Below are 25,135 nucleotides of genomic sequence, written 5' to 3' on the forward strand. Positions count from 1 at the left end.
TTCCTTTCAAAAAAAACCTGACCGTAGAATACGATCAGGTTTTTCGTTCTTGGTTTTATTCTTGGGTTTGCTTGGACAGCCAAACCGCTAGAGAATCGATCTCTTCAGCAGTCAGGTTGCCTTCGTAAGCAGGCATCGCGTTTCGACCCTTCGTGATGGTCTCCGCGATCTCTTCCTTGCTCAGACGGTTGCCGATGCCCAGAAGCGCTGGACCGACCGAGCCGTTCAGATCGGTTGCGTGGCAGCCGATACATTGCGCTTGGATAATCTCCATAGCAGGATCATCAGGCTCGATGATCGCCGCTGCTTTCTTAAGCGGATTCGGTCTAGGTTCGCCGCGTTCGATCGCTTCGCGGGCCTTCTCTTCGCGAACGTGATGTTCAGGAGTCTGACCGTTCTGCTCCAGCATGTGCTGGTAGTGATCCCATGATACGACCGTCAGATAGACGCATGCCGCCAGCGTAAGTAGCATAAGCGAGGATGCGATCGGACGACGGTAGAAACGGCGTTCTTTGCCCGTATCCAGGAACGGCGCAAGCAGCAAAGCTCCGAACATGATGGCAGGTATGCCCATTGTGCCAAGCAAGACATATTCTTGCGAAACGTATGGATATTTCAAAAATTGATACAGGAACAAGAAGTACCAGTCCGGCATCGGAATAAACGCGGTATTCGTTGGATCCGCGGGATAACCGAGCGGAGCAGGCTCTGCGATCGTCCATGCCAGGAACCCGACAAGCACGACGCAGCCAACCATCCATTCCTTAAGCAGGAAGTTCGGGATGAAGGCTTCCGACTTGCCCGGGAACGAGGTGTAGTCGGGCGGCGTTTGGATGCCTGCGCCTTTCTTGACACGGGAGTCGCCGACATAAACGACCTTCTCGTTCGATTTATGACCATGCGCCATAAGTAAGCCCTCCTTCGCTTAAAGTGGTCCTGAAATGCCTTGCTTCCGGATCATCAGGAAATGCGCCGCCAGCATGGCGATCAATGCGCCAGGCAGGAAGAATACGTGAATCGCGAAGAAGCGAGTCAGCGTCTGCGCGCCTACGATGTCGCCGCCATACAGGAAGTCAGCAATATACGATCCGATGTACGGTACGGATGCCGCGATTTCAACCCCTACTTTAGTTGCGTAGTAAGCCTTGTTGTCCCATGGAAGCAGGTAGCCCGTGAAACCCAGGCCCAGCATGATGAAGAATATCAACATTCCGACAACCCAGTTCATCTCGCGCGGCGCCTTGTAGGAGCCGGTGAAGAACACGCGGAGCGTATGTAGGAACATCATTACGATAACCAAGCTTGCGCCGAAGTGGTGCATGCCGCGGACGATTTGTCCGAAAGCGACCTGATGCTGCAGGAAGTCAACGCTTGCATATGCGTTGATGATATCCGGCACGTAATACATCGTCAGGAACATGCCCGACAGGATTTGAATAACCGTGATGAAAAACGTCAAGCCGCCGAAACAATACACGAACGCGGAGAAGTGATGCGCGGGGTTAACGTGCTCCGGCACCTCATGGTCTGCCACGTCTCTCCAAAGCGGCGTAATGTCAAGACGTTCGTCTATCCAGTTGTATACATTCTTAAACATCTGTCATCCGCCCTCCTTAGAATCTGCTGTTCGGTTTAATGGCTCCAAGGTAAATGAATCCTTGATCGATATTGACTTCGTACTCGTCGAGCGGCGTATTGGCGACAGCCAGGTTCTTGCCATCTTTCGTGTAGCGCGCGTCGTGACACGGGCAATCGTACTCGTTCTGGCCCTTCGCGTTCCAAGCGATCGTACAGCCAAGATGCTTACAGACCGGCGACAGCGCGAAGACCTCTCCTTTGTCATTCTTGGAGATCCAGGCAACCAGCTCCGGCTCGCTTTCGTACCATCCATCGACCTGATGAATTTTGAATTTGAATTCTTGCGGTTCGTTCGTAATTTTGCTCTCTTCGACAACCTTTACGAATGTGCCCTCGCCCTTCTTCTTAAGAAGAGGGTCAACCGCAAACCGAACCATCGGCAGTACCGCGCCACCCATCATGAAGGCCGTCGTGCCGCCAAGCGTATATGACAAAAATTGACGCCGGGACATTTCTTTGCGCTGAACCGGACGATGCGCCGTCTCGTGTTGTTCATGATTACTCATCTTCTGTTCTAACCCCCCTTTGCCAACCATATCTCGCGTCTTGCCGCACGGCAAAAACACATGACGAACTAGGACATTACTTATAATAGCCTAGGTACTTGGGAGCGTCAAGAATATGGCCCGATATTTGCGTCAATCTGGAAATGGCGTTCAATAATTTGTTGTCAATTTGTCACATTTGACCTGCTATGGCATTTGTTTTCCCCATTTTTCGGTCATCTTATACGAAAACGCTACCCATTATGAAGCAGAATTGCCGCTCCATGTATTTCTCACCAACGTGCCGACAAACTCCTGGCCCGGAAGCACGCCGTTGTCGCCGGGACGAAGCACGATATCCGCGCCCGCGCGAGAAAAATCCAGTTCCTGCTTCGCGGTTGCTACTATAATGTAGGTAAAGCCCGATTGCCTTAGCCCTTCGACCAGTCGCGCGATCGAATCATCCTTCTCTGGCCCGTCCGCGACATAATGGCATGCGGGGTATGTCACGACCCTGCCTTTGAACGGAATTTCGACCAGATCCAGCATATCCCTTAGCCGCTCCAGCTGTTCGGTCGCTTCATACGGGGATTCCTTCCCCGTCAAACCCGTTACGGGCAGCAGACAGGTGTCCAAGTATGGCGCCAGCTCGTCCCATCGTTCCTTCTCGATTTCGCTAAATTTCATCCGCTTCTCCCCGTTTCCCGCTAGTTTCCTTCATCCGAATCTCCAACTTTACCATTCTACAAAAGAAAGCCTCCATATGCTAGTGCCGATGTGCCGTCGGCTTAGCAAGGAAGCTCCTGTCGATTTTTATTGGCGATAAAGGTAACTCATTGTTTAAGCCCATTCAGCTGCTTGACAAGACGGTAGAACGTATCCTCGTCGCCTTCGGCAAGCGCCTTGTCGATGGCGTCGTTCAATTGGTGGGTCTGAAATTTGAGCACTGCTTCATCAAGCACCAGCTCCGCGACCAAGCCAAGCATCGCTTCATACGTTACTTTCATTTTGTCCATAGGATACACCTCCACACCGGCGTTAATGGATCCTATATTCGATTCCTTTCGTCACGTAGCTCTCCATCGTCCTTCTCATGCGCTGCAAATCGTCCTCTGTCAATTCTCTAACGACTTTGGCGGGTGTTCCGAGAGAAAGCGTATAGGAAGGTATTTTCTTATTCTCCGTAACAATCGAACCGGCTCCTATTAAAGCATATTCACCGATGTCGGCGCCGTTAAGTACGATTGCCCCCATTCCGATTAATGTGCCTCTGCCCAGCTTGCATCCATGTACGATCGCGCTGTGCCCGACAGAAACTTCATCCTCAATGATAAGCGGCTGATCCGTATTCACGTGTCCTACCACATTGTCCTGGATATTGCAGCTGTGCCCGATGCGGATTGGCGCCAAGTCGCCCCGCAGCACCGCGTTAAACCATATCGTGCTCGCATCGCCGAGCGTGACGTCGCCGACGAGCTTCGCCCCCTCCGCTACGTAACAATCTTTGCCGAGGGCAGGCATGATTCCTTTGTAAGGCAATAACATGTTTGATCCTCTCCCTTTTCCATGGTAGGAGAGATTCTACCAATCGACGTGGCCAAAGTCAATGAGCAAGCTTCAGGCCTAATCCCGTCACGACCGCGCTTCCGGCCTTGGTCATACGGACGACCGTGCCATGATCGGGATGTTCCCCGATTCGCAGCAGCCCGAGATGCATCATCATCGTCATGATCCTGACTTCCATAATCGCGGTAGCGTCGTCGTAATAATAAGGTTTGACGAAAGGATTAAGTACTTGCTTGAGCGAATCGACCGTCACCCACTCGCCTGCGAGTGCTTGAATCCAGTGCACAAGCGACAGCAGATTGGCGACGGGTCCCTTGTAAAGCTTAAGCCAATAAGCGAACATAGCTTCCGTCTCTTGAGGCGGCGCTTGCTTCAGACGCTCCAACCCTTTGTCGGTCACGGTCAAAAACTCATCTTTCTCGCTGATGTACCCTGCGCTGCAGCAGAAGTCGTAAAGAAATGAGAAACGATCGGGATACACGTTGAAATGACGGCCGTATCCGAAACGCCAGCCGCCCTTCGCCGGAGGTTCTTCCTGAACGCTCATCCGGTCGAGCAACTGAAGCAGGAATCGCTTGTACATGGAGCCGTCCGCCGTCAACTGGATTTCATTGTGGTAGACGTAATGAAGCAGTTGCTTGACATCATCCTTCATGAGCTCTTGCTCGTCCCTATAAAGCGGCGGGTCTTCCGATTGCGTGAGCTCTTCCGAGAATCGTCTCTTGAGCGTATCCCGGAATCGCGTCTTCAAATCGCGCGGGACTTGAAACAGATAGCGGTTAGGACCGCTAAAGCCGTTGAATAACCAGCCTTGATGCTTGAATCTCGCGATAACATCTCTCGGGCTTGGCGGCGGCGCTACGGCGGCAGGCTTCTTCTTTCCCCGCTTCGGCTTTTTCGGATCGGGCTCCTCCGCGGCTATTTGTTCGATACCGAATCGCGACTGTTGCACGCGCGCGATCAAGTCTTCCAAGCTGTACGACTCCCGGGACTCGAACAGCAACGAATTCAAGAACCGAATCTCTTCCAGCTTCATAACGCTGATCTGTTCTTCGAATACATCGTGGCGGCTGACCCTGGCAAGAATCGACTGAATCAATTCGTTTTTCGAATTGCCGTTGCACTCGCAACGATAGACATTCGCGATTCGGCTAAGCTGGCCGATATCCGCGTAACCGAGCATATCCGATAAATTCATGGCTCACCCCTTTCTTCGCAGCCCTGTTTGCAAACCAGGCGACAGCTCAAAGGTTTTATTACCATTATTGGACAATTCCGAAATTTAATACCTAACCGAAAATCGAGGCAAAAATGAAAAAAGCCGTCCAATTCGTCGAACTGACGAACGGGACGGCTTTCCGAGCCTGTGGCTGACGTGCATGCGAGATGGTTCAACGTTGGACGGTATCCAGATGTTTGGTGCAATTGTGAAGCACGGGCACCCATTGACCATCGTTTAACGACAGGATCGAATAGGATAAATTGCCAAGCCGCTGGTCGGGAATAACCGAACACATCGCTTGAAGCAGCTGAGCGATGAAACTTCCGTGCGAGACGATCAGGATGTTACGGTCTGCATCCCGCTCCGCCAGCTCCGATATGACACTCATGCCCCTCGCGCGCATATCGTCGTCCGATTCGGCTCCCAGCTGCAACGTACGCCAATCGGCGCCCCACTTGGCCACACGCTGCGCTTCAGTAGTGCCTTCCAGCTTTCCGAACGAACGTTCCCTTAACCTAATATCGGGATCGAGCAGCGGCAAATCGAGTTTTTTCGCAATGACCTCGGCTGTAACTCTGGCACGTAATAGATCGCTGGACATGACTGCATCCCATAGGTTCTCTTCCGAGCTTAATCGCCCTGCAAGCGCCTCCGCTTGCCTCATGCCTGTTTCGTTAAGCGGAATATCCGTTTGGCCTTGCAGGATCCCGCCTGCGTTCCAATTTGTTTCTCCGTGTCTAACCAATCCGATGAACAAAACGTTCACTCCCTCGATCCGCTGTCACCGCGCATGCCCTGCTTCGACAGTCACGGCCCAATATGTATATGACGTTGTAACGGGAACGAGTTCAATGACGCGTTCGAGACAACCAATTCAAGATGAGCAACGCCATGACGAGCCCGAGCAGCGACAAAGCTACGTAATATTGCGGAAATGTCGGAACGACCTTGAGCACGAACGGATCGCTAATGCTGGCTACGGGCACTTCCGCGTAATAGCCGGCGTCGCTGAATACATTGTCCCCCGATACGTTCACCGTATCGATTAATCCCGTCATCGCTTCCATCTCGGCTTTGGTCGGCGCATCCCGATAATCGAATACGAACACGAAAAACGCGCAAGCGAACATCGCCATACAACCGGCGATCAATATCGCGATGTTGCGACGGAACGACTTCGAGAATTGATAGCTTTTGCTCGGCACCGGCATGAACCAGGATTGTTCGGCATAAATCCGTTCCATCACGTTCCGGGTTATGTGTTCGGACGGGCCAATCAGCATAGGCTCCTCCGAGTATTCCCGGATGAGATTCTCGCTCTCCTCCCATATGCCGAACTGTGCGGAGCATTCCGCGCAATCCAGCAAATGTGCTTCCATCTCTATTCGATCCTGATCGTTCTCGGACAAGTCCCAATAGATCGCGAATTTATCCTGAACTTCCGCACATCTCATCTTATATTCATCCCCTCGAATGGTTCCATCGCCGACATGCCTCCGAAATACGGCTCGAGCTGCGATTTTACGCTTGCTCTGGCCCGGAACAGCAACGACTTGACGGAACTGACCGATTGTCCCAAAATGTTGGCGATCTCTTGGTAATCGAGTTGGTCATATTCTCGCAGAATGAGCGCAGAGCGTTGTTTCTCCGGCAAGTTGTTGATTGCGTCCCTCACCATGGCCATCCGCTCGTTGCGAAGAAGCTGCTGCTCCGGCGCCGATTCCGGCGAAGCGAGCGGCTCGAACCCCGCATCGTCCAACGACACGTTTGCCGTTTTTCCTTTGCGAAGTTCGCTTAGGACCGTATTGCGGGCAATCGTATATAGCCATGTCGAGAAGGAAGCGTCCATCTCCCTGAAAGAATGCAAGCTCCGATAGGCTTTGTAAAACGTCTCCGAACATAAGTCTTCGGCGAGCAATTCAAGCTTCGAGCTCTTCAGCATATGAAAGATAAAGGCCATGATCTTGCGCTGATACCGCCGCATAAGCTCGGAGTATAGCTCGACATTGCCATCCTTTATCTCGCGTATGAGCTGGGAATCAGTCATGACAGGCGAACCTCCTCCACCTGCAAGTTATCCCCGGACCATCTCGTATAATGGTAGTTCAAAATTCCAATTTTGATCAACTGGATTTTTGAACACGATATTATACATTGTACCTGCCCGGGAACAAAAAGTTGCGGTCGTTATCTTAAAAACCGAAAATAATCAGGTAGTAAACTATTCGAGTTCCGCAAGCAAATTCCTGCTTGTTTCGACAAAAAGGATATTAAACCTCCATTACCCTAATTACCCAAAAATTTGAACGCAAAAAAACGTTACTGAAAATCGGCAAAAAAAAACCACTCCGAAGAGTGGTCAGCGCTCATGCCGAGCGCCCGAGTTATTGGATAGGAGTGGAGAGAAACCATACTGTACTTTTATTATATGTATACGCTTCCAAATTGTCAATAAGCGTTTTCATTTTTCTTCGAGGTTATTTGTAAGCACTGTACGACCATCTCCGGACAAAAAATGCTCACCACCGACGAACCGCGAATCGGCATCGACGATGGAGAGCATTGCTTTTGACATGTTATTGATGGACGGCATAACCGCTGCTGTCCAGCAGCGCGATCGCTTGGTCCAAATACTCCTGCGTACGGAACGATAACCGAAGAATGCCCGGTACGTCTTCCCTGCTTTCTATGATTTGGAGATTGCTTAAGTTGATCCGGTTGTTGCCAAGCTCGCTTGCGATTTTGCCGATGATGCCGGGATGATCGGGGACATCTACGTAACAATCGTATACGGAATGTATCATGCCTTTGCGCCTCTCGGGCATCCTGCTGCGGAATTCGCCGGCATCGCGGAACGACTGCTCGATCGCTTCGCCATTCCTCTCCTCCAGCATCCGGGCAAACCCTTCCATGCCGGCGTTCCAATCGCGAAGCAGTCTGAGCAGCACATGACGGTTGTCCAATAAAATGTCGCGCCATAATGCAGGATCTCCGGAAGCGATGCGCGTAATATCTCTAAAACCGCCGGCTGCAAGCGATTCGTATAAGCCGTTGCGCTCGTTGTACCCCCGAACCTGATTGACGAGGGCAACCGCGATCATATGCGGAAGATGGCTGATCGCGCCGACGATGTCATCATGGGAATCGGCATCCACCTTCACGATGTTCGCTCTCGTATGCGACAAGAGCTCCGTCAGCCGTTCTACCGCTTCCGGCGGAGTCGACTCGCCCGGCGTCAGCACGTAGAACGCGTTCTCGAGCAAATGGTACGAAGCCGCTTCTACGCCCGAACGCTCCGAACCCGCCATCGGATGTCCGCCGACAAAAACGGCGTTCGTCAGCTTCAGCGATTCGGCGAACGAAGTGACGGACGATTTCGTGCTGCCTACATCCGTTACAATGCAGCCGGGCTTCAAGTTAAAAGTGCTGATTTGATCCAAGTACTCCTGCAAATTGCCGACCGGCACGCACAGGAAAATAAAATCCGCCGCTTCCGCGGCTTCTTGCACGGAGGTTGTGCCTTCGTCGACAACGCCTCGCTGAATATATTTCTGGACGGAAGCCGGACGGTTGGAGTATCCGATCACTTTAATGCCCGGTTTGCCCTTTAGGCATAAGGCGATCGATCCTCCGATCAGTCCGACACCGAATATGGAAACTGTTATCATCCTCTTTTGTCTACACCGTCACTTCCTGCAATACTTGTTCGAGCGCCGCGATAAACTTCTTGTTCTCCTCAGGCGTGCCGACGCTGACCCGAATATGGTTCGGATAATAAGTCCAGCGGGCTCTGACGATGATTCCTCGGCGGAGCAAAGCATCGAACATCTCGGGCGACGGGCGCTTCGCGTCGACCATGACGAAATTGCCGAACGCCGGGAAATACGTCAACCCCAGACGGTCGAACTGCTCGTACAAGTAACGAACCCCCGCCGCATTGGATTCCCGGCACGCTTCCAGGAATGCATCGTCAGCCAGAGACGCCTTTGCGGCTGCCTGCGCGGCGCGGCTCGTATTAAACGGCTCGCGGACTTGATTGACGAACCGGATCACATCCGGATGGCCGACTCCGTAGCCAATTCGGAAGGATGCTAACCCGTATATTTTGGAGAAGGTTCGCAGTACGACTAAATTACGATATTCCTTCAGCATGTCGACGCCGTTGCTGTACGTCCCGTCGTAGACGAACTCGCCGTACGCTTCGTCGAGCACGACAAGCACGTCCGTCGGCACCGACTTCATGAACGCCGTTAGCTCGTCATGGGAAACGATCGTTCCCGTCGGATTATTCGGATTGCAGATCCATAACACTTTGGTTCGGCTCGTCACTTTGGCCAGCATCGCAGGCAAGTCGTGACGTCCGTCCTTAAGCGGCACTTCGATGATTCTCGCGTTTTCGACCTCGGCATTATGTTTGTACTGGGAGAACGTCTCGTCGGCCATGATCGTTTCGTCGCCGGGGGCGAGGAAGGCTCGTGCGATCATGAGGATCACTTCGCTCGACCCCGCGCCGAAGATGATTTGATTCGGCTGTACGCCTAATTTGACGGCCAGATCAGCCGTCAATTCAACGCTCGCTCCGTCTGGGTATATGTGAGTATTCGACAAGCTCTCGATGACAGCCGCCTTGGCTTTCTCGGAGCAGCCGTTCGGATTTTCGTTCGAAGCAAGCTTGATGACCTCTGTCAGGCCTAATTCTCTCTTCACGTCTTCAATCGGTTTGCCCGGTTGATAAACGGGAAGATGGACGATATTGCTTTTGGGCTGCATTGCGCCATTCACCCCTTCTATTTGGTCATGTAAACAATAACTAATCTGTATTGTCTCATATCTCTTTACCGATTTAAAGTAGTTTTGCAAAATGAAAGAGCCCTCCCAAGCGGGAAGGCACTTATCCATCGACTCCGCAACCTGCAATGGCACGGATGTCGGACGCGCAGCAGTACGTTAACCTTTCAGCGAGGCAACGAATTCCCCGACTAGCCGGAGCCCCTGTCCTCTCGTATCCATGTCGCGCAGTAGAGGCAGCTGTTCTTCGATCTTGCGGACGATGGCGCTGCCTACGACGACGCCGTCGCAAACTCGTTCGAACCTTTCGACCTGCTCGCGGCTGGAGATGCCGAAGCCGATGCAGATCGGCTGATCGGTCGCTTCCCGGACCGTAGCCAGGAATTGATCGATGTCGCTGTGGAATTCGGAGCGCACGCCCGTTACGCCGAGCGACGAGACGCAATAAACGAAACCTTTCGCTTTGCTGGCAATTCGCGTCACGCGGTCCTTCGAAGTCGGAGCAACCAGGGGGATGAGATGGATATCCGCCTGCTCGGCCCGCTCGCGGACCTCTTCATCCTCTTCGATCGGCAGATCCGGAATAATGAGACCGCTAATGCCTTTGCTCTTCACGAGGGAGAAGAACGAATCGAGTCCGAATTGGAGGACCGGATTGAAGTAGGTAAACAGGATCAGAGGAATCGTAACCCCTGCCTCGCGCGCACGTTCCGCCATGCCGATACAATCCGCGAGCGTAACCGTGCCCCGAAGCGCCCTCTCGGAGGCGCGCTGGATGACGGGGCCGTCCGCCAGCGGATCGGAGTACGGCACGCCGAGCTCGATCATGTCCGCTCCCGAACGCTCCAGCTCCTGAATCAGGGCGAGCGTCGTATCCGCATCGGGGTCGCCAACGGTAATGAACGGAATAAGAGCCGAACGGCCTTCGGCCTTAAGGCTCGCAAACTTTTGATCAATGAGATTCATCGCTCTTGCCTCCCAAATAACCCATGATCGCCTCGACGTCCTTGTCGCCGCGACCGGATAAGCTGACGACGATGACTTTGTCCTTGTCCAGCGTCGGCGCAAGCTTAAGCGTCTGCGCGATCGCATGCGCGGATTCCAGCGCGGGGATGATTCCTTCCGTGCGGGAAAGCAGCTGCAGCGCCTCAAGCGCCTCTGCGTCCGTAATCGGCACGTACTCCGCGCGCCCCGAATCTTTGAGATACGCATGCTCCGGACCAATGCCCGGATAGTCGAGCCCGGCAGAAATGGAGTGGGCCGGCAGCACTTGACCGTGATCATCCTGAAGCACGTAGCTCAGAGAGCCTTGGAATACGCCATGGCGCCCCTTCGTCATGGTCGCCGCATGCTCTTCCGTGTGCACGCCTCTGCCAGCCGCTTCTACGCCGAGCAGACGCACGCCGTCATCATTCACGAACGGATGGAAAATTCCCATCGCGTTGCTCCCGCCGCCTACGGCCGCAACGACGTAATCCGGCAGACGGCCTTCTTCTTTCAGGATTTGCTCGCGGGCTTCGTCGCCGATGATGCGCTGGAAGTCGCGAACCATCATCGGGTAAGGATGAGGACCCGTTACGGAACCGAGGATATAATACGTATCGGTCACATGGCTGACCCAATAACGCAGCGTTTCGTTGCAAGCGTCCTTGAGCGTGCGCGTGCCGGAAGTAACGGGCACGACCTCGGAGCCGAGCAAATTCATGCGGAAGACGTTGAGCTGCTGGCGCTTCATGTCTTCTTCCCCCATGAACACTTTGCATTCGAGCCCTAGGAGCGCGGCGATCGTCGCAGAAGCGACGCCGTGTTGACCGGCGCCGGTCTCCGCAATGATTTTGGTTTTGCCCATGCGTTTGGCAAGCACGCCTTGCCCGATCGTATTGTTGATTTTGTGAGCGCCGGTATGGTTAAGATCCTCCCGCTTCAAGTAAACCTTCGCGCCGCCGAGCTGCTCGCTTAACCGCTTCGCGTAGTATAGCGAGGTAGGCCGACCCGAATATTTATGGAGCAAATCGCGGACCTCCTGCTGGAATTCCGGATCCTTGGCGTAATGAACGTAAGCTTCTTCGAGTTCGAGCAACGCGTTCATTAACGTCTCCGGTACGTAGCGGCCGCCGAACTTCCCGAACCTGCCGCTTGCATCAGGTATTTGTATCATGCTTCAGTCACCTTTCTCACGAATAATCTGATTTTGTCGATATCCTTGCGCCCTTCCGTTTCTACGCCGCTCGATACGTCAACTCCGTTCGGAGCATGCGAGCGCAAAAGTTGTTGAACGTTATCGGCATTTAGTCCCCCGGCTACGTACAAAGGCAGCTCCATCGCCAATGCCGCCAGCTTGTACGACTCGATGGCCGACCACGCGAACGGCTCTCCCGTTCCGCCGCCCGGCGCATCGATAAGGACGGCGTCAATCGCGCCCCGGTAAGGTTCCAATCGAATGGCGGCATCCTCTGACTGTACATTCGCCGCGCCGCTCCCGGTTCCCTTCCCGACGGAGAACACCCGCCAGACGGCGATGCCGGGATGTCTTCGTCTAAGCTCCGAGCAGTAGCCCGGCGACTCGGATCCATGAAGCTGTACGACATGGAGCGGAACAACGGCGAGCAGCTCGTCCATTTCCTCCATGGTGGCGTCGACGAATACTCCGACCGTCAATGGCGGCTTGCCGTTCGCACCGGTGATGCGCTCGGCCGCTTGGAGAAGAATCGCCGCTTCTTCCTTGCTTACTTGGCGTTTGCTAGGTGCGAAAACAAAGCCGATCTCGTGAAACGGCAGACCGTTCATGGACGCGATCGTCGATGCGTCCTTTAAGCCGCATATTTTGATGCGCGGTTGCGATGGTTTCATCCTTGCACCGGTCCCATCAATTGATCAACGGCTTCCTTCACATCGCCTTGCCGCATGAAATGTTCCCCAATCAATACGCCATGCGCCCCGACCGATTGCAGATACCCCATATCGTCGCGGCCCGCGATGCCGCTCTCGCTAATGACCGTTACATCCTTCGGCATCATGCCGATCAACTGCTCGGTCGTGCGCAGATCGGTAACGAACGTCTTTAAATTTCGGTTATTGATGCCGATTAGCGTGGCTTTACCAAGGGAGAGCACCCGCTCGAGCTCTTCCGAGTCGTGGACCTCGACCAGTACGTCCATGCCGAGCGCGCGCGCAAGCTCGTAAAACTCCGCCAGCTGCTCGGTTGTCAGAATCGCGGCTATCAGCAGAATGGCGTCCGCCCCGATAAGTCGCGCTTCATAAATTTGTCGATAATCGATAATAAAGTCTTTGCGAAGAAGCGGTACGTTAACCGTGTGCTTCACAAGCGTCAAAAAGTCGTTATGCCCTTGGAAATAATCGCGATCCGTCAGTACGGAGATGCAGTCCGTGCCGGCCACTTCATATGATGAGGCAAGGCCCGCCGGTTCAAAGTCGGCCCGAATAAGCCCCTTCGACGGCGAAGCTTTTTTTACCTCCGCGATCAGTCCCATATTCCGGTTGCGGTTGCCCGCTTGAAGCGCGCGTTCGAAGCCCCGGCACGCTTCCATCTCCGCGATTCGCCTTTCGACGTCGGATAACCAGAACCGGCCCGCCAGCTCTTCGACCTCCGCATGTTTGGTTGCTACGATTCGATCAAGAAACATGTGTCAACTCTCCTGTCGTTTGAATAAGCTCTTGCAGCTTAACCTTGGCCTTGCCGGAATCAATGACTTCCGCCGCCAGGGCTACCCCTTCCTTCAGCGTTGACGCGAGGCCGCCCACATAGATGCAAGCGCCGGCATTCGCAAGCACGATATCGCGATAAGCTCCGCGCTCTTCCCCGCCGAAGATCGAGCGGATGATGTTCGCGTTAACCGCCGGTTCTCCGCCCTTCACGTCGCCTATCGGATGCCGGCGAAGACCAAGCTCTTCCGGCACCAAATCGTATGTCGTAACCGCGCCGCTTCGAAGCTCGGAGATTTGCGTCGGGGCCGAAATGCTAATCTCGTCGAGTCCGTCATGGCTGCTTACGACCATCGCCCGGTCCAACCCAAGCTCGCCGAGCACTTCGGCGATCGTCGCCGTTCTAGTCCGGTCATACAAGCCGAGCAGTTGCCTGTCGGCGCCCGCCGGATTCGTCAGCGGACCGAGCATGTTGAATATCGTGCGAATGCCTAGCTCGCGCCGAGGCGCGGCCGCATGTCTCAAGGACGGATGATACAGCTGGGCGAACATAAAACAGATGCCGATTTCCTTCAAGCAGGAAGCTGCTTGCTCGGGCGTAAGGCTGATCTGGACTCCCAGCGCTTCAAGAACGTCCGCGCTTCCCGTCTTGCCCGACATGGCGCGGTTGCCGTGTTTCGCCACTCGAATCCCCGCGGCCGCCGCGATAATGGACGATGCCGTCGAAATATTGAATTTATGAATGCCGGAGCCGCCCGTTCCGCAAGTATCCAGCAGCTCGCCGTATCCGGATTGGACTTGGCTCGCGTGATTTCGCATCACTTCCGCGAAGCCGGTAATTTCGTCTTTCGTCTCGCCTTTCATGCGCAGCGCCGTCGCGATCGCGCCGATCTGGGCGGGAGTCGCCTCGCCGTTCATAATGGTGCCCATCACGTGCCCCGCTTCCGAGCGGGATAGATTCTCGCCGCCGATCACCTTGTTCAACGCTTGCTGCATCGTCATGACCATCGTTTCCATCCTAACCCCGCCCCTCTCTCGTTGCAACTTCGTAATCCGAGTTGACCGATACCGAGACCGACTCTTGCTGCGGCGACCGCTTGGCCTTGCCGAAGCTCGCTTCCGCGGCGCGAATCGATTTGAGCATGCCTTTCGCTTTGTTCACCGTCTCCATGTATTCGTTCTCCGGCACGGAGTCCCATACGATGCCGGCCCCGCTCTGCACGTAAGCCTTGCCGTGCTTGAAAATGATCGTGCGGATCGTAATGCAGGTGTCCATCGTGCCGCCGAAGCCTAAGTAACCGATCGCTCCCGCATAGGCGCCGCGCGCTTCGTTCTCGAGCTCCGCGATGATTTCCATCGCCCGAAGCTTCGGCGCGCCGGATACCGTGCCCGCAGGCAGGCAGGAAATAAAAGCATCGAAAAAGTCTTTGTCCGGATGCAGCTTGCCGGATACGTTGGAGACGATATGCATGACATGGGAGTAACGTTCGATCTCCATGAACGAATCGCAGCGGACGCTGCCGAACTCCGACACGCGGCCGATATCGTTGCGGCCTAGATCGACGAGCATCAGATGTTCGGCCCTCTCCTTCTCGTCCGCCAGCAGCTCGCGCTCCAGCGCCAGGTCCTCTTCGGGCGTCGCCCCGCGCGGTCTGGTGCCGGCAATCGGCCGCGTCTCGACGCGACCGCCGGATACTTTCACGAGCGCTTCCGGGGATGTGCCGACGATGACCTCCTCGCCCATCTTCAAATAATACATATACGGCGAAGGGTTCATCGTCCGCAGAACGCGGTATACATGCAGCGGATCGATATCCGTGTCGATGCTGAACCGCTGGGACAACACGACCTGGAATATGTCGCCCGAACGGATATATTCCTTGGCGTGCTCCACGTTGCCGATAAATTGTTCCTTCGTCAGATTGGATTCAACGTCGCCGAGGTCCGGATCGGATGGATACGCCATCGCCGGCGCCATCGCGGGATAGGCTGGAGGCTGCTGAAGTCTGGCGACAAGCGCATCCAGTTTATCGACCGCCTTGGCATAGGCTTCGGCGATTTCGCCGTCTGTCGCTCCTTCGGGAATATGAACGTTGCCGATCATCTGCAGCTGCTGCTTTAAGTGGTCGAATACGACGACTTGATCGCAGAACATGAATTGCATATCGTTCATCTGCAAGTCGTCGATACGATGAGCGGGCAGCTTCTCGTAATATTGCAGAAGATCGTATCCAAAAAATCCGATCGCGCCTCCCGTGAACGGCGGGATTTCCGGCAATGAAGGGCTTCGGAACGAGCGAAGCTTCGCTTTCAGCAGCTCGATCGGCTTATCCTTGAGCACCGTTCTTGAATCGCCGTGTTCCAGCACCATCTCCCCGTGTTTGCCATATAGCTTCAGGAAAGGATCGGTGCCGATAAAGGAATATCGAGCCCACTTGGCGCCTCCTTCCACGCTCTCCAGGAGGAAGGCATGCTCTTCCTTCGCGAAATGCTGGAACAGCCGAATCGGCGTTTCCGTATCCGCCAAAATATATCGAACGATCGGAATCAAATTATACGTGCCAGCCAATTGGATAATTTTCTTTAGTTCATTCGTCACGATGATCGACCTCCGTTAAATATCATTTATTTCTCGAGCGCATAGAAATTAAAAAAACTCCTGCCGGAAGCAGGAGCGCCTGATTAAATGATAACGAAGGTGATCGGAAACCTAGCAATGCTGCACCACGGTAAAGCCAAAACGCGCTTGGCTCGGAAAAACTTTCCGCGCGGCATACCTCCCCCCTGTGGGATTGGCTATGCCAACATAACCGTCTTGCATCGCAACTCAGCTAAGCTCTTCTCTGCTCATCTCTACTCGTCTCATCTCGGCTAACTAACTGCTTCTCTAAACTCACCTATGGGTATAAATATAAAGCATGGTTAACCAAGCGTCAACCCGAACTTTCGTAAGTTAGGCTTTCGCCTTAGCCAAATCCGGCCGGAGCGCCTGCGCGCCGCCCAAATAAATGTGCTGAATCTCGGCTTGGCTTTTTTCGGTGTTAACAAGCACCATCAATCTCACGCATCGTTCCAGACTGCCTTTCACCGGTACCTCGAGCGCGCACATCAGCGGGACGAGCTCCCAGCCCGGCAGTTGCCTTACGGCTTGCGCCGGGAACGAATCGTCCAAATCCTGCGTGACGGTAATCAGTACGCTGCAAATGTCGGCGGGCTCGATATCGTTCGACGCCATGATGGCATTCACCGTCTCCAGCGTGGCTGCGGAGATGAGCTTCGCTTCGTTCGCTTCTACCGTTATGGCTCCCCGTATTCCTCTTACACTCATTGCTGCGCCTCCCGTTTCAATTCCTCCACGATTTCCCTTACCCATTCCACCGGTACGTCCGATTTGATCTCGACTTTCCCGATTGCTGTTGGCACGACGAATACCATCGTTCCTTCAGCGAATTTCTTATCATGCATCATTGCCGCCATGACCGCGTCAACGTCGAAATGCTGCGGCAATACGACGGGCAGTCCGCAGCGCTCCAGCGCGCGCTTCGTGACCGTATAAACTTCGTCAGGCGCCCCGTAGCGTACGCCGAGCTTAGCGGATCCGATCATGCCGATCGAGATCGCTTCCCCGTGCTGAAGCTCGTTGTAACCCGCGACAGCCTCTAGGGCGTGACCGATCGTATGGCCGAGATTCAAAATCGCGCGCAACCCGTTCTCCCGCTCATCCTGGGAGACGACGTTCGCCTTCACGCCGCAGCCCTTATAAAGCGCATAGCCCAGCGCTTCCGGATCAAGAGCGAGCAGCTTCTCCGCGTTAACGTCGCACCAGTCGACAAATTCGGAATCCCAAATCAAGCCATGCTTCACGACTTCCGCCAAACCGGAGCAAACCTCGCGCGGCGGCAGCGATTGCAGCGTCTTCAAATCGTAGAGTACGAATTCCGGTTGATGAAACGCTCCAATGATGTTTTTGGCGAGCGGATGATTAACGGCTACCTTGCCTCCGACGCTGCTGTCGTGAGCAAGAATCGTCGTTGGAATCTGAACGAACTTAATGCCCCTCATATAGGATGCAGCAGCGTAGCCGGCGAGGTCGCCTACGACGCCGCCGCCAAGCGCCACGATCGCGGATTTGCGGTCGAGACCGGCTTCCAACGCTTTCGTGACGAGCTGCTCCAGCTTGGCAAGCGACTTGGAGCTTTCGCCGGCAGGCACGACAGCCGGGACGGCTTTGAAGCCGCCCGCGGTTAATTGACCGATCAATTTGTCCAGATAATGCGGCGCCACGTGTTCGTCGGTTATGACTAGGATGGGCGACTTCGAGCTAATGCCGTGTTTCTTGAAATAGGAAGCCGCGTCGTCCAGCAGACCTTCCCCAATATAAATCGGGTAGGAGCGTTCGCCTAATTCGACCGTCAGCTCGCGCATATTAGTAGCTCTCCAATTGTTCCTGGTAGTTCTTCAGGTTCGCGCGGATTTCCTCGATGGAATCGCCGCCGAACTTCTCCAGGAACGCCTTCGCAACTTCCCAAGCGACGACATGCTCCATGACGACGCTTGCCGCAGGCACCGCGCAGCTATCCGATCGCTCGACTTGTGCCGTGAACGGTTCCTTCGTATCGATATCGACGCTGCGGAGCGGTTTGTATAGGGTCGGAATCGGCTTCATAACGCCGCGAACGACGATTTGCTCGCCGTTGGTCATGCCGCCTTCGAAGCCGCCTAGACGGTTCGTCGCTCGATGGTATCCCTTCTCCGCGTCGTATAAAATTTCGTCGTGCACCTGTGAACCGCGCAGCTTCGCCGCTTCGAAGCCAATGCCGATCTCGCAGCCCTTGAAAGCGTTGATCGACATCACCGCTTGCGCGATGCGTCCGTCCAGCTTGCGGTCCCATTGCACATGGCTGCCGAGTCCGATCGGCGCGCCTTCGATGATACATTCCACGATGCCGCCGATGGAATCGCCTTCCGCTTTGATCTGGTCGATGTGAGCGGTCATCTTTTCCTCGGTTTCCTTGTCGACAACGCGAACGGAGGATTCTTCCGTCAGGCGGATCAATTCGTCCACCGACAGTTGGTTCGGAGGAGCTTCGATCTCCCCGATGCGGATCACCTGACCGGCTACCTTAATGCCGAATTCGGCCAGCAGCTGGCGGGCGATCGCCCCAACGCCGACGCGCACGGCAGTCTCCCGCGCGCTGGAGCGCTCGAGTACGTTGCGAAGATCCTTTAAATTGTATTTGAGACCCCCGTTCAGGTCGGCATGACCCGGACGCGGACGGTGCACTCTGCGTTTCTCTTCGTCGCTGCCTTCGATCGGCTCAATGTTCATGACCGATGTCCAATGTTTCCAGTCGTTGTTTTTGACGATCAGCGCAACCGGCGCTCCCGTTGTTCTGCCATGACGCACGCCTCCGACGATGTCGGCCGTGTCTTTCTCGATTTGCATTCTGCGTCCTCGGCCGTGTCCCTTCTGGCGCCGATGCAATTGGAAATTCAATTCTTCGAAATCGATCGTAAGATTGCTTGGCAAACCCTCTATAATGGCGGTCAATTGGGGACCGTGGGTTTCTCCCGCTGTCAAGTAACGTAAACTCAAGCTAAAGCTCCTCCTTCAGCGCTAGGCCTGACTGCGCCCGCTGTCATCTCTCCCTAAACATCTTTGCTCATTATAGTACAGAGGTGCAGGTTTGACAAGAAATCACAGCCTTTTGCTTCGACGCGTCGAAGCGTTTATGAGTCAAATTACATTTTCGACCAAAACCTGTTAAATTGAGTAATCGTTTATCGTCCATCAACCGTTAGCGGAAACAAAAAAACCGTGATACCCGTCAGGGTCATTCACGGTTTTCTAGACAGCCGATCATCCAACTTCTATACGGATTGCCCCTCGAGCCTCGTCATCTCGGGAGCCGCAAGCTTCGGGTCGTTCACCAGCCGATTGATTTGTTTGCTGTCGACGCCGATAATTTGCGCGCATTCCTGTATCGTAATAAACCCGCGTCTATACGCGGCTATTACTTTAAGTTTGTCCATCTTCTGTCACCCTCCAAGCGGAATTCCATAGCACTAGTATAGGAGAAGATGGAAAGACGTATACCTGCCCTCGACATAGGAAGTTCAAAAAGTCCACTTTTGATCACGAAGCATAGCAAGCAGCGTACTCGACATCGAATCTTGAATTCAGCCGGAACTTCCGGTGCTCACGTAGCTTACAGCTACGCTCCGCTCCTCATTTCCTAGCTTCTTTCAACCTTCTACAGCGTTTTTGAAAAACGCAGCATCGGAAGCATAATCCCATGTGCTGAAAAGCGAACTTTTTGAACCTGTAATAGGAGGAAGTTCAAAAAGTCCACTTTTGATCACGAAGCATAGCAAGCAGCGTACTCGACATCGAATCTTTTTGAACACGCATTATAAGCGGCGGTAGAAAAAGGTGTCGGCCGTTTCGAAGACGTATTGCGATGGATTAAAAATTTGTTCAGTGCTGCCCACGAACAGCAGTCCGCCCGGCTTCAGCGCGGCGGCGAATTTATGATACAGGTTATGTTTGGCTTCATCCGTAAAATAAATCATGACATTCCGGCAAACGATCAAATCGAAGCCGGATTCGAACTTGTCGTAGAGAAGATTTCCTTGCCTGAACGTCACGGCTCGCTTCAGGGTTTCGGATACCGCATAAGCGCCTTCCGATTCCTTAAAATATTTGCTTCTGCACGTCTTCGGCATATCGCGAAGCGAACGCTCCAGGTAAATGCCCTCCTGCGCTTTCTGCAAAACGCCCAAGTCTAGGTCCGTCGCAAGCAGCGACGACCGTTCGAGCAAACCCATCTCCGACAAAATCATCGCGATCGTGTACGGCTCCTCGCCGGTCGAGCAAGCCGCGCTCCAAATGCGCGGCTTTGCGCCCGCCTTCGCGATTTCGGGCAAGAACCGATTCTGAAGCACTTCCCATCGCTGCGGGTTTCGCCAAAATTCGGATACGTTAATCGTCATCCGGTCCAGAAACTCGTTCAGAAGCGCCCGGCTCTGTTCCAGCGCTTGATAATAAAGGTCAAACGTAGAGAATCCATGTTTCGTCCGAAGCGTCGTGAGCCGGCGTTTCATCTGCGCTTCCTTGTACTGGGACAGGTCGATGTCGGTCTTCCGCTTGATTTGGACGATGAATTGAGAGAAGTCTTGATCTTCGGACATGGGAGCCTCCATGGGATGTATGTTGAGCGGTTAAATCCAGGCTTGTATCGTATGCTCGAAGGCGACAACCTCTTCGGGCGCGAAGAAATTCGCGATTTCCCGTTTGGCGCTCTCCGGCGAATCGGAGCCGTGGATCAGATTATAATTGGTATGTACCGCAAAATCAGAACGAATCGTGCCCGGCGCCGCATCGATCGCGTCGGTCTTGCCGATCATGGCGCGGGTCAATGCGACCGCGTTGTCGCCGCTCCACACCATGGCGAATACCGGTCCGGATGTAATAAAGGCGAGGAGCGGCTCGTAGAAAGACTTGCCCTTATGCTCCGCATAATGCAGCTCGGCAAGCTCGCGCGACACCTGCATGAACTTGGCCGCCGACAGCTGCAGCCCTTTTCTCTCGAAGCGCCCTACGATTTCGCCGATTAAGCCACGCTGTACGCCATCGGGTTTAATCATGAGAAATGTTTGTTCCATCTGCATACCATTCCTTCCTGCACCTTAAGTTTAGTAGAGCTTGTTCGAAACTAATAGTTGCGCTTCCCGACAAAATGGGCAATGTCGATTAAGTTCTTTTTCGCCGTAATGTTCGGCAATCCTTCTAACGCCTGCAAAGCTTTTGCGATATAGCGTGTGGCCATGACATCCGCGAGATCGCCGCCTTTGCTGCCGCGGATCAGATCGATGGCGCGTTTGGCATCGCCTCTGCCTTCCCGTGACCGGATCAACGTGATCTCGTCCAGCAGCGTGCCGCGGATCCGTTCGTCGCGAAGCGCTAGAATGACGGGCAGCGTAATATTGCCTTGCCTCATGTCGGAGCCCGGCGGTTTGCCGATTTGTTTCTCCGTACCGTACAGATCGAGCAGGTCGTCCCGGATCTGGAACGCCATTCCGACGTTATATCCGAACCGGTACAGCGCGTTTGATACAGACTGCTCGGCGCCTGCGGCAATCGCACCGAGCTGGCAGCTGATCGCGATCAACAGGGCCGTTTTGCGCCGAATGCGCAGCAGGTAATTTCGAATCGACTGCTCGGTATTGAAGAAGTCCCGAATTTGCTCCATCTCGCCGATGCACATCTCAACAAGCGCCTTCGACAATACTTGGTGAATGATTGGATTGGGCAGTTTCGTCGCGATGGCCAGCGCTTTGCCGTGGATGTAATCGCCCGTGTACATCGCAATGCGGTTATCCCATTTGGCTTTGACGGTCAGCTGTCCTCTGCGAGTCTCCGCGTCGTCGATGACGTCGTCATGCACGAGCGATGCCATATGGATCAGCTCAAGCGGCACAGCGATCTGTTTCATGACATCCAGCTGGTAATCTCCAAACTTGCCCGACAGCAGCACGAAGACCGGCCGGATCCGCTTGCCGCCCGCCTTAAGCAGATGCGTGGAAGATTCGCTTAGCAGCGCATGGTCGTCCGAGACGCTGCGTTCCAGCTCCAGCTCGATCTGATTCAGATCGCCTTTCATCTTTGCATACAAGTCTAGTAGTTTCATTCATTCACCTTTAGGGGAAATTGTTCTTCCAGGAAACTCAAGCTTACCCCTTCCTTCAGCAAACCGAGTGCTGCCGCATATTGGAAATACAAGCCGAGCCCCCGCTGCAGCTTCTCGTCGAAATCGTATCTAAGCGCTTGAAAGTATACGCGCCAATAATTCTCGTCGCCGCCAAGCTGCCGGCACGCTTGATCCACGAGCAGGTCCGGATGCGCCACGTTGGCCAGCCTTGCGGCCGTCATTGCATCGTAGAGCGCGTGGACATCTTCCCCGGCGGAGCGGACCCACTCTCTTCTCGCCGCGACGACCGCATATGTCATGCCTAGCCCCGTCCACTCGTTCCATTGCTCGCCCAAATCGAGCACATGCAGGTTATGATTGCTCCATGACGCGCGGATCGCGGGATCGCCGATGAGCAGCGCCGCGTCCGCCGTCTCGAGCATGCGGTCCAGATCCGGCTCCGCCGGTATGTATTCGGGCTCAAAACCGTAACGCATGGACATGATGATTTTGAGCAAATTGATGGATGTCTCCGAGGCTGTTGTAACCGCGATCTTTGCCGGACGACTCTCTTCGATCGGCTGCTTCAGGAACAATAGAATCGAATAGACTCTACCCACCGAACCGACGGATAACTTCGGCAGCAGGACGTAATCTTCGGCATAACGGCCATAAGAGAACGAAGAGATGGCCGATACGTCCAGCTTCCCTTGCTGCAGAAGCGCGTTTAAGGCCGACGGGACGCGCGAGACGAGCTCGTATGACATGCCGCGGGCGTGATCCTCCAAGCCGTGAAACAATGGCCACGCGTTCGCGTAATCAATCCTCCCGACCGTGATCCGGCGTCCCTGTGCCATGCTGTTCATCTCCCCATCTTCTGTACAAATCATGATCTATTTCTATGCTGTCCAATACTTTGCCCACGAGGAAATCGATCATCTCGTCCATGGATTGGGGCTTGTAATAAAAGGCCGGCATAGCCGGCACGATTCGAACGCCTAGTCTCGCAAGCGTGAGCATGTTCTCAAGATGTATCGCGTGCAGTGGCGTTTCGCGAGGCACAAGCAGCAGCCTGCGTCCTTCCTTCAGCATGACGTCCGCCGCTCGCGTCATCAAGTCGTCCGAGATGCCATGCGCGATGGATGACAGTGTCCCCATGGAGCAGGGCATGATCAGCATACCTTCGACGCGGAACGAACCGCTTGCGATCGAAGCTCCGATGTCTGCGTTCGGATGATGGATGAGCTGGCCGGCCGACAGGCGATCGCCGAACCTGCGCTCTAGCGCAGCCGCGCGCCTGCTGGCCTCCCAGCCCAATTCTTCCTTCAATACTCGCCAGCCCGCTTCCGTTATGACGAGATGAACTTCGAAATCTTGCTTGAGCAGCTCCTCGATCAGCCGGATACCGTAGATGGCTCCGCTAGCTCCCGTAATGCCGACGACCCAACGTCTTCGCCCTGCCGAACGCCGGTACAAGCTTTCATGACCCGCCATTAACGCAACACCGCCAAATCTACGAAAGCGAACACGAACAGAACAACGCTCAGCGTGCCGTTCATGCCGAAGAAAGCCGTCTGGACGCGGGACAAGTCCGTTGGCCGTACCAAATAATGTTGATAGAACAGCATTCCGACGGACAACAACGCGCCCACCAAATACAGCCAGCCGAGCTGCGTGCTGACGAACAGCAGAATAAATCCGACGGCCGTCACGGCATGGAGTCCGCGCGCGATCCACAGCGCGCCCGCGATGCCGAACCTGGCCGGAATGGAATGAAGACCGGCGCCGCGATCATATTCGTAATCCTGCGTCGCATAAATAATGTCGAAGCCGGCAATCCAAAGCGCTACCGTTCCGTACAACAGCCAAGCGGACAGAGAAAATTCGCCGGTCACCGCAACCCACCCGCCAAGCGGCGCCAATGCAATCGTAAGGCCAAGCACGATATGGCACAGCCAAGTAAATCGTTTGGTGTACGAGTAAATAACGAGGAAAAAGACGGCGATTGGCATCAGCTTCATCGCGATCGGCTCCAAATTGTAAGCCGCAATAAACAAGAGCGCAAACGAAACGAGAATAAACAACAAAACTTCGGCCGACTTCAGTAGTCCTGCCGGAATAGCGCGATTGCTCGTACGTGGATTGTTGCGATCGATCGCGCTGTCGATGAGTCGATTGAGACTCATCGCCGCGCTTCTGGCGCCGAACATTGCGAGCGTCACCCAGCCGATTTCGCTCCACGAAGGAAGCATGCCCTCCATGGCAACCGATCCCAAAATCGCGCCCAAAAATGCGAATGGCAGCGCGAAAATGGTATGTTCGAATTTGATCATTTCTAAGATAATGCGTAATTTGCGAATCATGCTCCCGAATCAGTTCCCTTCGTCCCTATGTGCAGCGCGGCGATCCCGCCGAAGAAGAGATGGACGTCCGTTCCCTGCAATCCGGCTTGCCGGTACAGCTCGGTCAGCCCTTTGGAATCCGGGAATTGCTTCAGCGAATCGGGAAGCCATTGATACTCTTTCAGCCTGCCGGCGAACAGCTTGCCGAACAAAGGCATAATTTTTTCGAAATAGACGTAATAAATGCCCTTGAACGGTTGCCAAGTCGGCTTCGACAGCTCCAGGCAGACGACCTTGCCGCCCGGCTTGACGACGCGGCGCATCTCGCGGAGCACCTGCAAGAAATCCGGCACGTTACGAAGGCCGAAACCAACCGTCACGTAATCGAAGGAATCGTCCGGGAACGGCAAGCTCATGGCATTGCCTTGCACCAGCGTAATTTCTTTCTGCAGATCCAGCTTCTTGATTTTCTCGGTCCCTACGTCCAGCATGTTCTGGCTGAAATCAAGACCGACGATCCCGCCTTGCCCGCCTGCGAGCGCCAGATCGATCGTCCAATCGCAAGTGCCGCAGCAAATATCCAGCGCGGTCTGTCCCTTCTGCACGTTCATCTTCTTCATCGTAAACTTCCGCCAAGCCTTATGTCTGCGGAAGCTGATGACGTCATTCATGAAATCGTATTGCGGAGCGATGGTCTCGAATAAGGCATGAACATGATTCTTGGAAGAATTCGTTTCCACG

Annotated in this window: 29 protein-coding genes; all 29 read right to left on the reverse strand. The window is 54.4% G+C overall.

Features of this window, described 5'->3' with window-relative positions:
* Positions 1–55: 55 nt before the first annotated feature.
* Entirely contained in the window at positions 56–907 is an 852-nt protein-coding gene (locus RB620_RS02040; protein WP_308091839.1) for a menaquinol-cytochrome c reductase cytochrome b/c subunit, read from the reverse strand.
* A gap of 18 nt (positions 908–925) precedes the next feature.
* On the reverse strand, positions 926–1,597 hold the full coding sequence (gene qcrB, locus RB620_RS02045) for a menaquinol-cytochrome c reductase cytochrome b subunit (protein WP_087566978.1): 672 nt from the start codon (positions 1,595–1,597) through the stop codon (positions 926–928).
* Positions 1,598–1,613: 16 nt separating this feature from the next.
* A complete protein-coding gene (locus tag RB620_RS02050; RefSeq protein WP_308091840.1) occupies positions 1,614–2,144 on the reverse strand; it encodes a QcrA and Rieske domain-containing protein in 531 nt (176 codons plus the stop codon).
* A gap of 240 nt (positions 2,145–2,384) precedes the next feature.
* Complete coding sequence (locus tag RB620_RS02055) at positions 2,385–2,810, reverse strand: DUF2487 family protein (protein WP_308091841.1); 426 nt, start codon at positions 2,808–2,810, stop codon at positions 2,385–2,387.
* Positions 2,811–2,956: 146 nt separating this feature from the next.
* Positions 2,957–3,139 (reverse strand): IDEAL domain-containing protein, encoded by a 183-nt coding sequence (locus RB620_RS02060; RefSeq protein WP_308091842.1) that lies wholly within the window; start codon positions 3,137–3,139, stop codon positions 2,957–2,959.
* A 22-nt stretch (positions 3,140–3,161) separates the two neighbouring features.
* Positions 3,162–3,668 (reverse strand): gamma carbonic anhydrase family protein, encoded by a 507-nt coding sequence (locus RB620_RS02065; protein ID WP_308091843.1) that lies wholly within the window; start codon positions 3,666–3,668, stop codon positions 3,162–3,164.
* Between the two features lie 58 nt (positions 3,669–3,726).
* The gene (locus RB620_RS02070; RefSeq protein ID WP_308091844.1) at positions 3,727–4,887 is read right to left on the reverse strand and encodes a hypothetical protein; all 1,161 of its coding nucleotides are present in this window, start codon (positions 4,885–4,887) and stop codon (positions 3,727–3,729) included.
* 193 nt (positions 4,888–5,080) lie between these two features.
* Positions 5,081–5,668 carry a histidine phosphatase family protein gene (locus tag RB620_RS02075; RefSeq protein WP_308091845.1) on the reverse strand — a complete coding sequence of 196 codons (588 nt, stop codon included), beginning with the start codon at positions 5,666–5,668 and terminating at the stop codon, positions 5,081–5,083.
* Between the two features lie 91 nt (positions 5,669–5,759).
* Positions 5,760–6,365, reverse strand: a complete 606-nt coding sequence (locus RB620_RS02080) for an anti-sigma factor family protein (protein WP_308091846.1) — start codon at positions 6,363–6,365, stop codon at positions 5,760–5,762.
* Positions 6,362–6,958, reverse strand: coding sequence for an RNA polymerase sigma factor (locus RB620_RS02085; protein WP_308091847.1), 597 nt, complete (start codon positions 6,956–6,958; stop codon positions 6,362–6,364). Before RB620_RS02085 ends, RB620_RS02080 begins: the two co-directional genes overlap by 4 nt.
* Positions 6,959–7,487: 529 nt before the next feature.
* Entirely contained in the window at positions 7,488–8,579 is a 1,092-nt protein-coding gene (locus tag RB620_RS02090; protein WP_308091848.1) for a prephenate dehydrogenase, read from the reverse strand.
* Positions 8,580–8,589: 10 nt separating this feature from the next.
* A complete protein-coding gene (gene hisC / locus RB620_RS02095; RefSeq protein ID WP_308091849.1) occupies positions 8,590–9,681 on the reverse strand; it encodes a histidinol-phosphate transaminase in 1,092 nt (363 codons plus the stop codon).
* Positions 9,682–9,858: 177 nt separating this feature from the next.
* Positions 9,859–10,665, reverse strand: coding sequence for a tryptophan synthase subunit alpha (gene trpA, locus RB620_RS02100; RefSeq protein WP_308091850.1), 807 nt, complete (start codon positions 10,663–10,665; stop codon positions 9,859–9,861).
* Entirely contained in the window at positions 10,652–11,857 is a 1,206-nt protein-coding gene (trpB, locus tag RB620_RS02105) for a tryptophan synthase subunit beta (RefSeq protein WP_308091851.1), read from the reverse strand. The genes trpA and trpB overlap by 14 nt, the downstream gene beginning before the upstream one ends.
* Positions 11,854–12,549, reverse strand: a complete 696-nt coding sequence (locus RB620_RS02110) for a phosphoribosylanthranilate isomerase (protein ID WP_308091852.1) — start codon at positions 12,547–12,549, stop codon at positions 11,854–11,856. Before RB620_RS02110 ends, trpB begins: the two co-directional genes overlap by 4 nt.
* On the reverse strand, positions 12,546–13,343 hold the full coding sequence (trpC, locus tag RB620_RS02115) for an indole-3-glycerol phosphate synthase TrpC (protein WP_308091853.1): 798 nt from the start codon (positions 13,341–13,343) through the stop codon (positions 12,546–12,548). The genes RB620_RS02110 and trpC overlap by 4 nt, the downstream gene beginning before the upstream one ends.
* Positions 13,333–14,379, reverse strand: a complete 1,047-nt coding sequence (gene trpD, locus RB620_RS02120) for an anthranilate phosphoribosyltransferase (RefSeq protein WP_308091854.1) — start codon at positions 14,377–14,379, stop codon at positions 13,333–13,335. The genes trpC and trpD overlap by 11 nt, the downstream gene beginning before the upstream one ends.
* 1 nt (position 14,380) lies before the next feature.
* Positions 14,381–15,961, reverse strand: a complete 1,581-nt coding sequence (gene trpE, locus RB620_RS02125; RefSeq protein WP_374121346.1) for an anthranilate synthase component I — start codon at positions 15,959–15,961, stop codon at positions 14,381–14,383.
* 354 nt (positions 15,962–16,315) lie between these two features.
* Complete coding sequence (gene aroH / locus RB620_RS02130; protein ID WP_308091855.1) at positions 16,316–16,690, reverse strand: chorismate mutase; 375 nt, start codon at positions 16,688–16,690, stop codon at positions 16,316–16,318.
* Positions 16,687–17,787 carry a 3-dehydroquinate synthase gene (gene aroB, locus RB620_RS02135; RefSeq protein ID WP_308091856.1) on the reverse strand — a complete coding sequence of 367 codons (1,101 nt, stop codon included), beginning with the start codon at positions 17,785–17,787 and terminating at the stop codon, positions 16,687–16,689. Before aroB ends, aroH begins: the two co-directional genes overlap by 4 nt.
* A 1-nt stretch (position 17,788) precedes the next feature.
* Positions 17,789–18,958: a chorismate synthase gene (aroC, locus tag RB620_RS02140; protein ID WP_308091857.1), complete on the reverse strand. Its 1,170-nt coding sequence runs from the start codon at positions 18,956–18,958 to the stop codon at positions 17,789–17,791.
* A 275-nt stretch (positions 18,959–19,233) separates the two neighbouring features.
* The gene (locus RB620_RS02145; RefSeq protein WP_308091858.1) at positions 19,234–19,395 is read right to left on the reverse strand and encodes a hypothetical protein; all 162 of its coding nucleotides are present in this window, start codon (positions 19,393–19,395) and stop codon (positions 19,234–19,236) included.
* A 378-nt stretch (positions 19,396–19,773) separates the two neighbouring features.
* Positions 19,774–20,553 carry a CheR family methyltransferase gene (locus RB620_RS02150; protein ID WP_308091859.1) on the reverse strand — a complete coding sequence of 260 codons (780 nt, stop codon included), beginning with the start codon at positions 20,551–20,553 and terminating at the stop codon, positions 19,774–19,776.
* Between the two features lie 30 nt (positions 20,554–20,583).
* On the reverse strand, positions 20,584–21,027 hold the full coding sequence (gene ndk, locus RB620_RS02155) for a nucleoside-diphosphate kinase (RefSeq protein WP_308091860.1): 444 nt from the start codon (positions 21,025–21,027) through the stop codon (positions 20,584–20,586).
* A gap of 50 nt (positions 21,028–21,077) precedes the next feature.
* Positions 21,078–22,052, reverse strand: a complete 975-nt coding sequence (locus RB620_RS02160; protein WP_308091861.1) for a polyprenyl synthetase family protein — start codon at positions 22,050–22,052, stop codon at positions 21,078–21,080.
* Entirely contained in the window at positions 22,049–22,909 is an 861-nt protein-coding gene (locus RB620_RS02165) for a menaquinone biosynthetic enzyme MqnA/MqnD family protein (protein ID WP_308091862.1), read from the reverse strand. Before RB620_RS02165 ends, RB620_RS02160 begins: the two co-directional genes overlap by 4 nt.
* Positions 22,872–23,546 carry a UbiX family flavin prenyltransferase gene (locus RB620_RS02170; RefSeq protein WP_308091863.1) on the reverse strand — a complete coding sequence of 225 codons (675 nt, stop codon included), beginning with the start codon at positions 23,544–23,546 and terminating at the stop codon, positions 22,872–22,874. Before RB620_RS02170 ends, RB620_RS02165 begins: the two co-directional genes overlap by 38 nt.
* Positions 23,546–24,415, reverse strand: a complete 870-nt coding sequence (locus RB620_RS02175; RefSeq protein ID WP_308091864.1) for a UbiA-like polyprenyltransferase — start codon at positions 24,413–24,415, stop codon at positions 23,546–23,548. Before RB620_RS02175 ends, RB620_RS02170 begins: the two co-directional genes overlap by 1 nt.
* Positions 24,412–25,134, reverse strand: coding sequence for a demethylmenaquinone methyltransferase (locus RB620_RS02180; protein ID WP_308091865.1), 723 nt, complete (start codon positions 25,132–25,134; stop codon positions 24,412–24,414). The genes RB620_RS02175 and RB620_RS02180 overlap by 4 nt, the downstream gene beginning before the upstream one ends.
* Between the last annotated feature and the right edge of the window lies 1 nt (position 25,135).

This window comes from Paenibacillus sp. LHD-117 (assembly GCF_030929555.1).
Lineage (GTDB): Bacteria > Bacillota > Bacilli > Paenibacillales > Paenibacillaceae > Pristimantibacillus.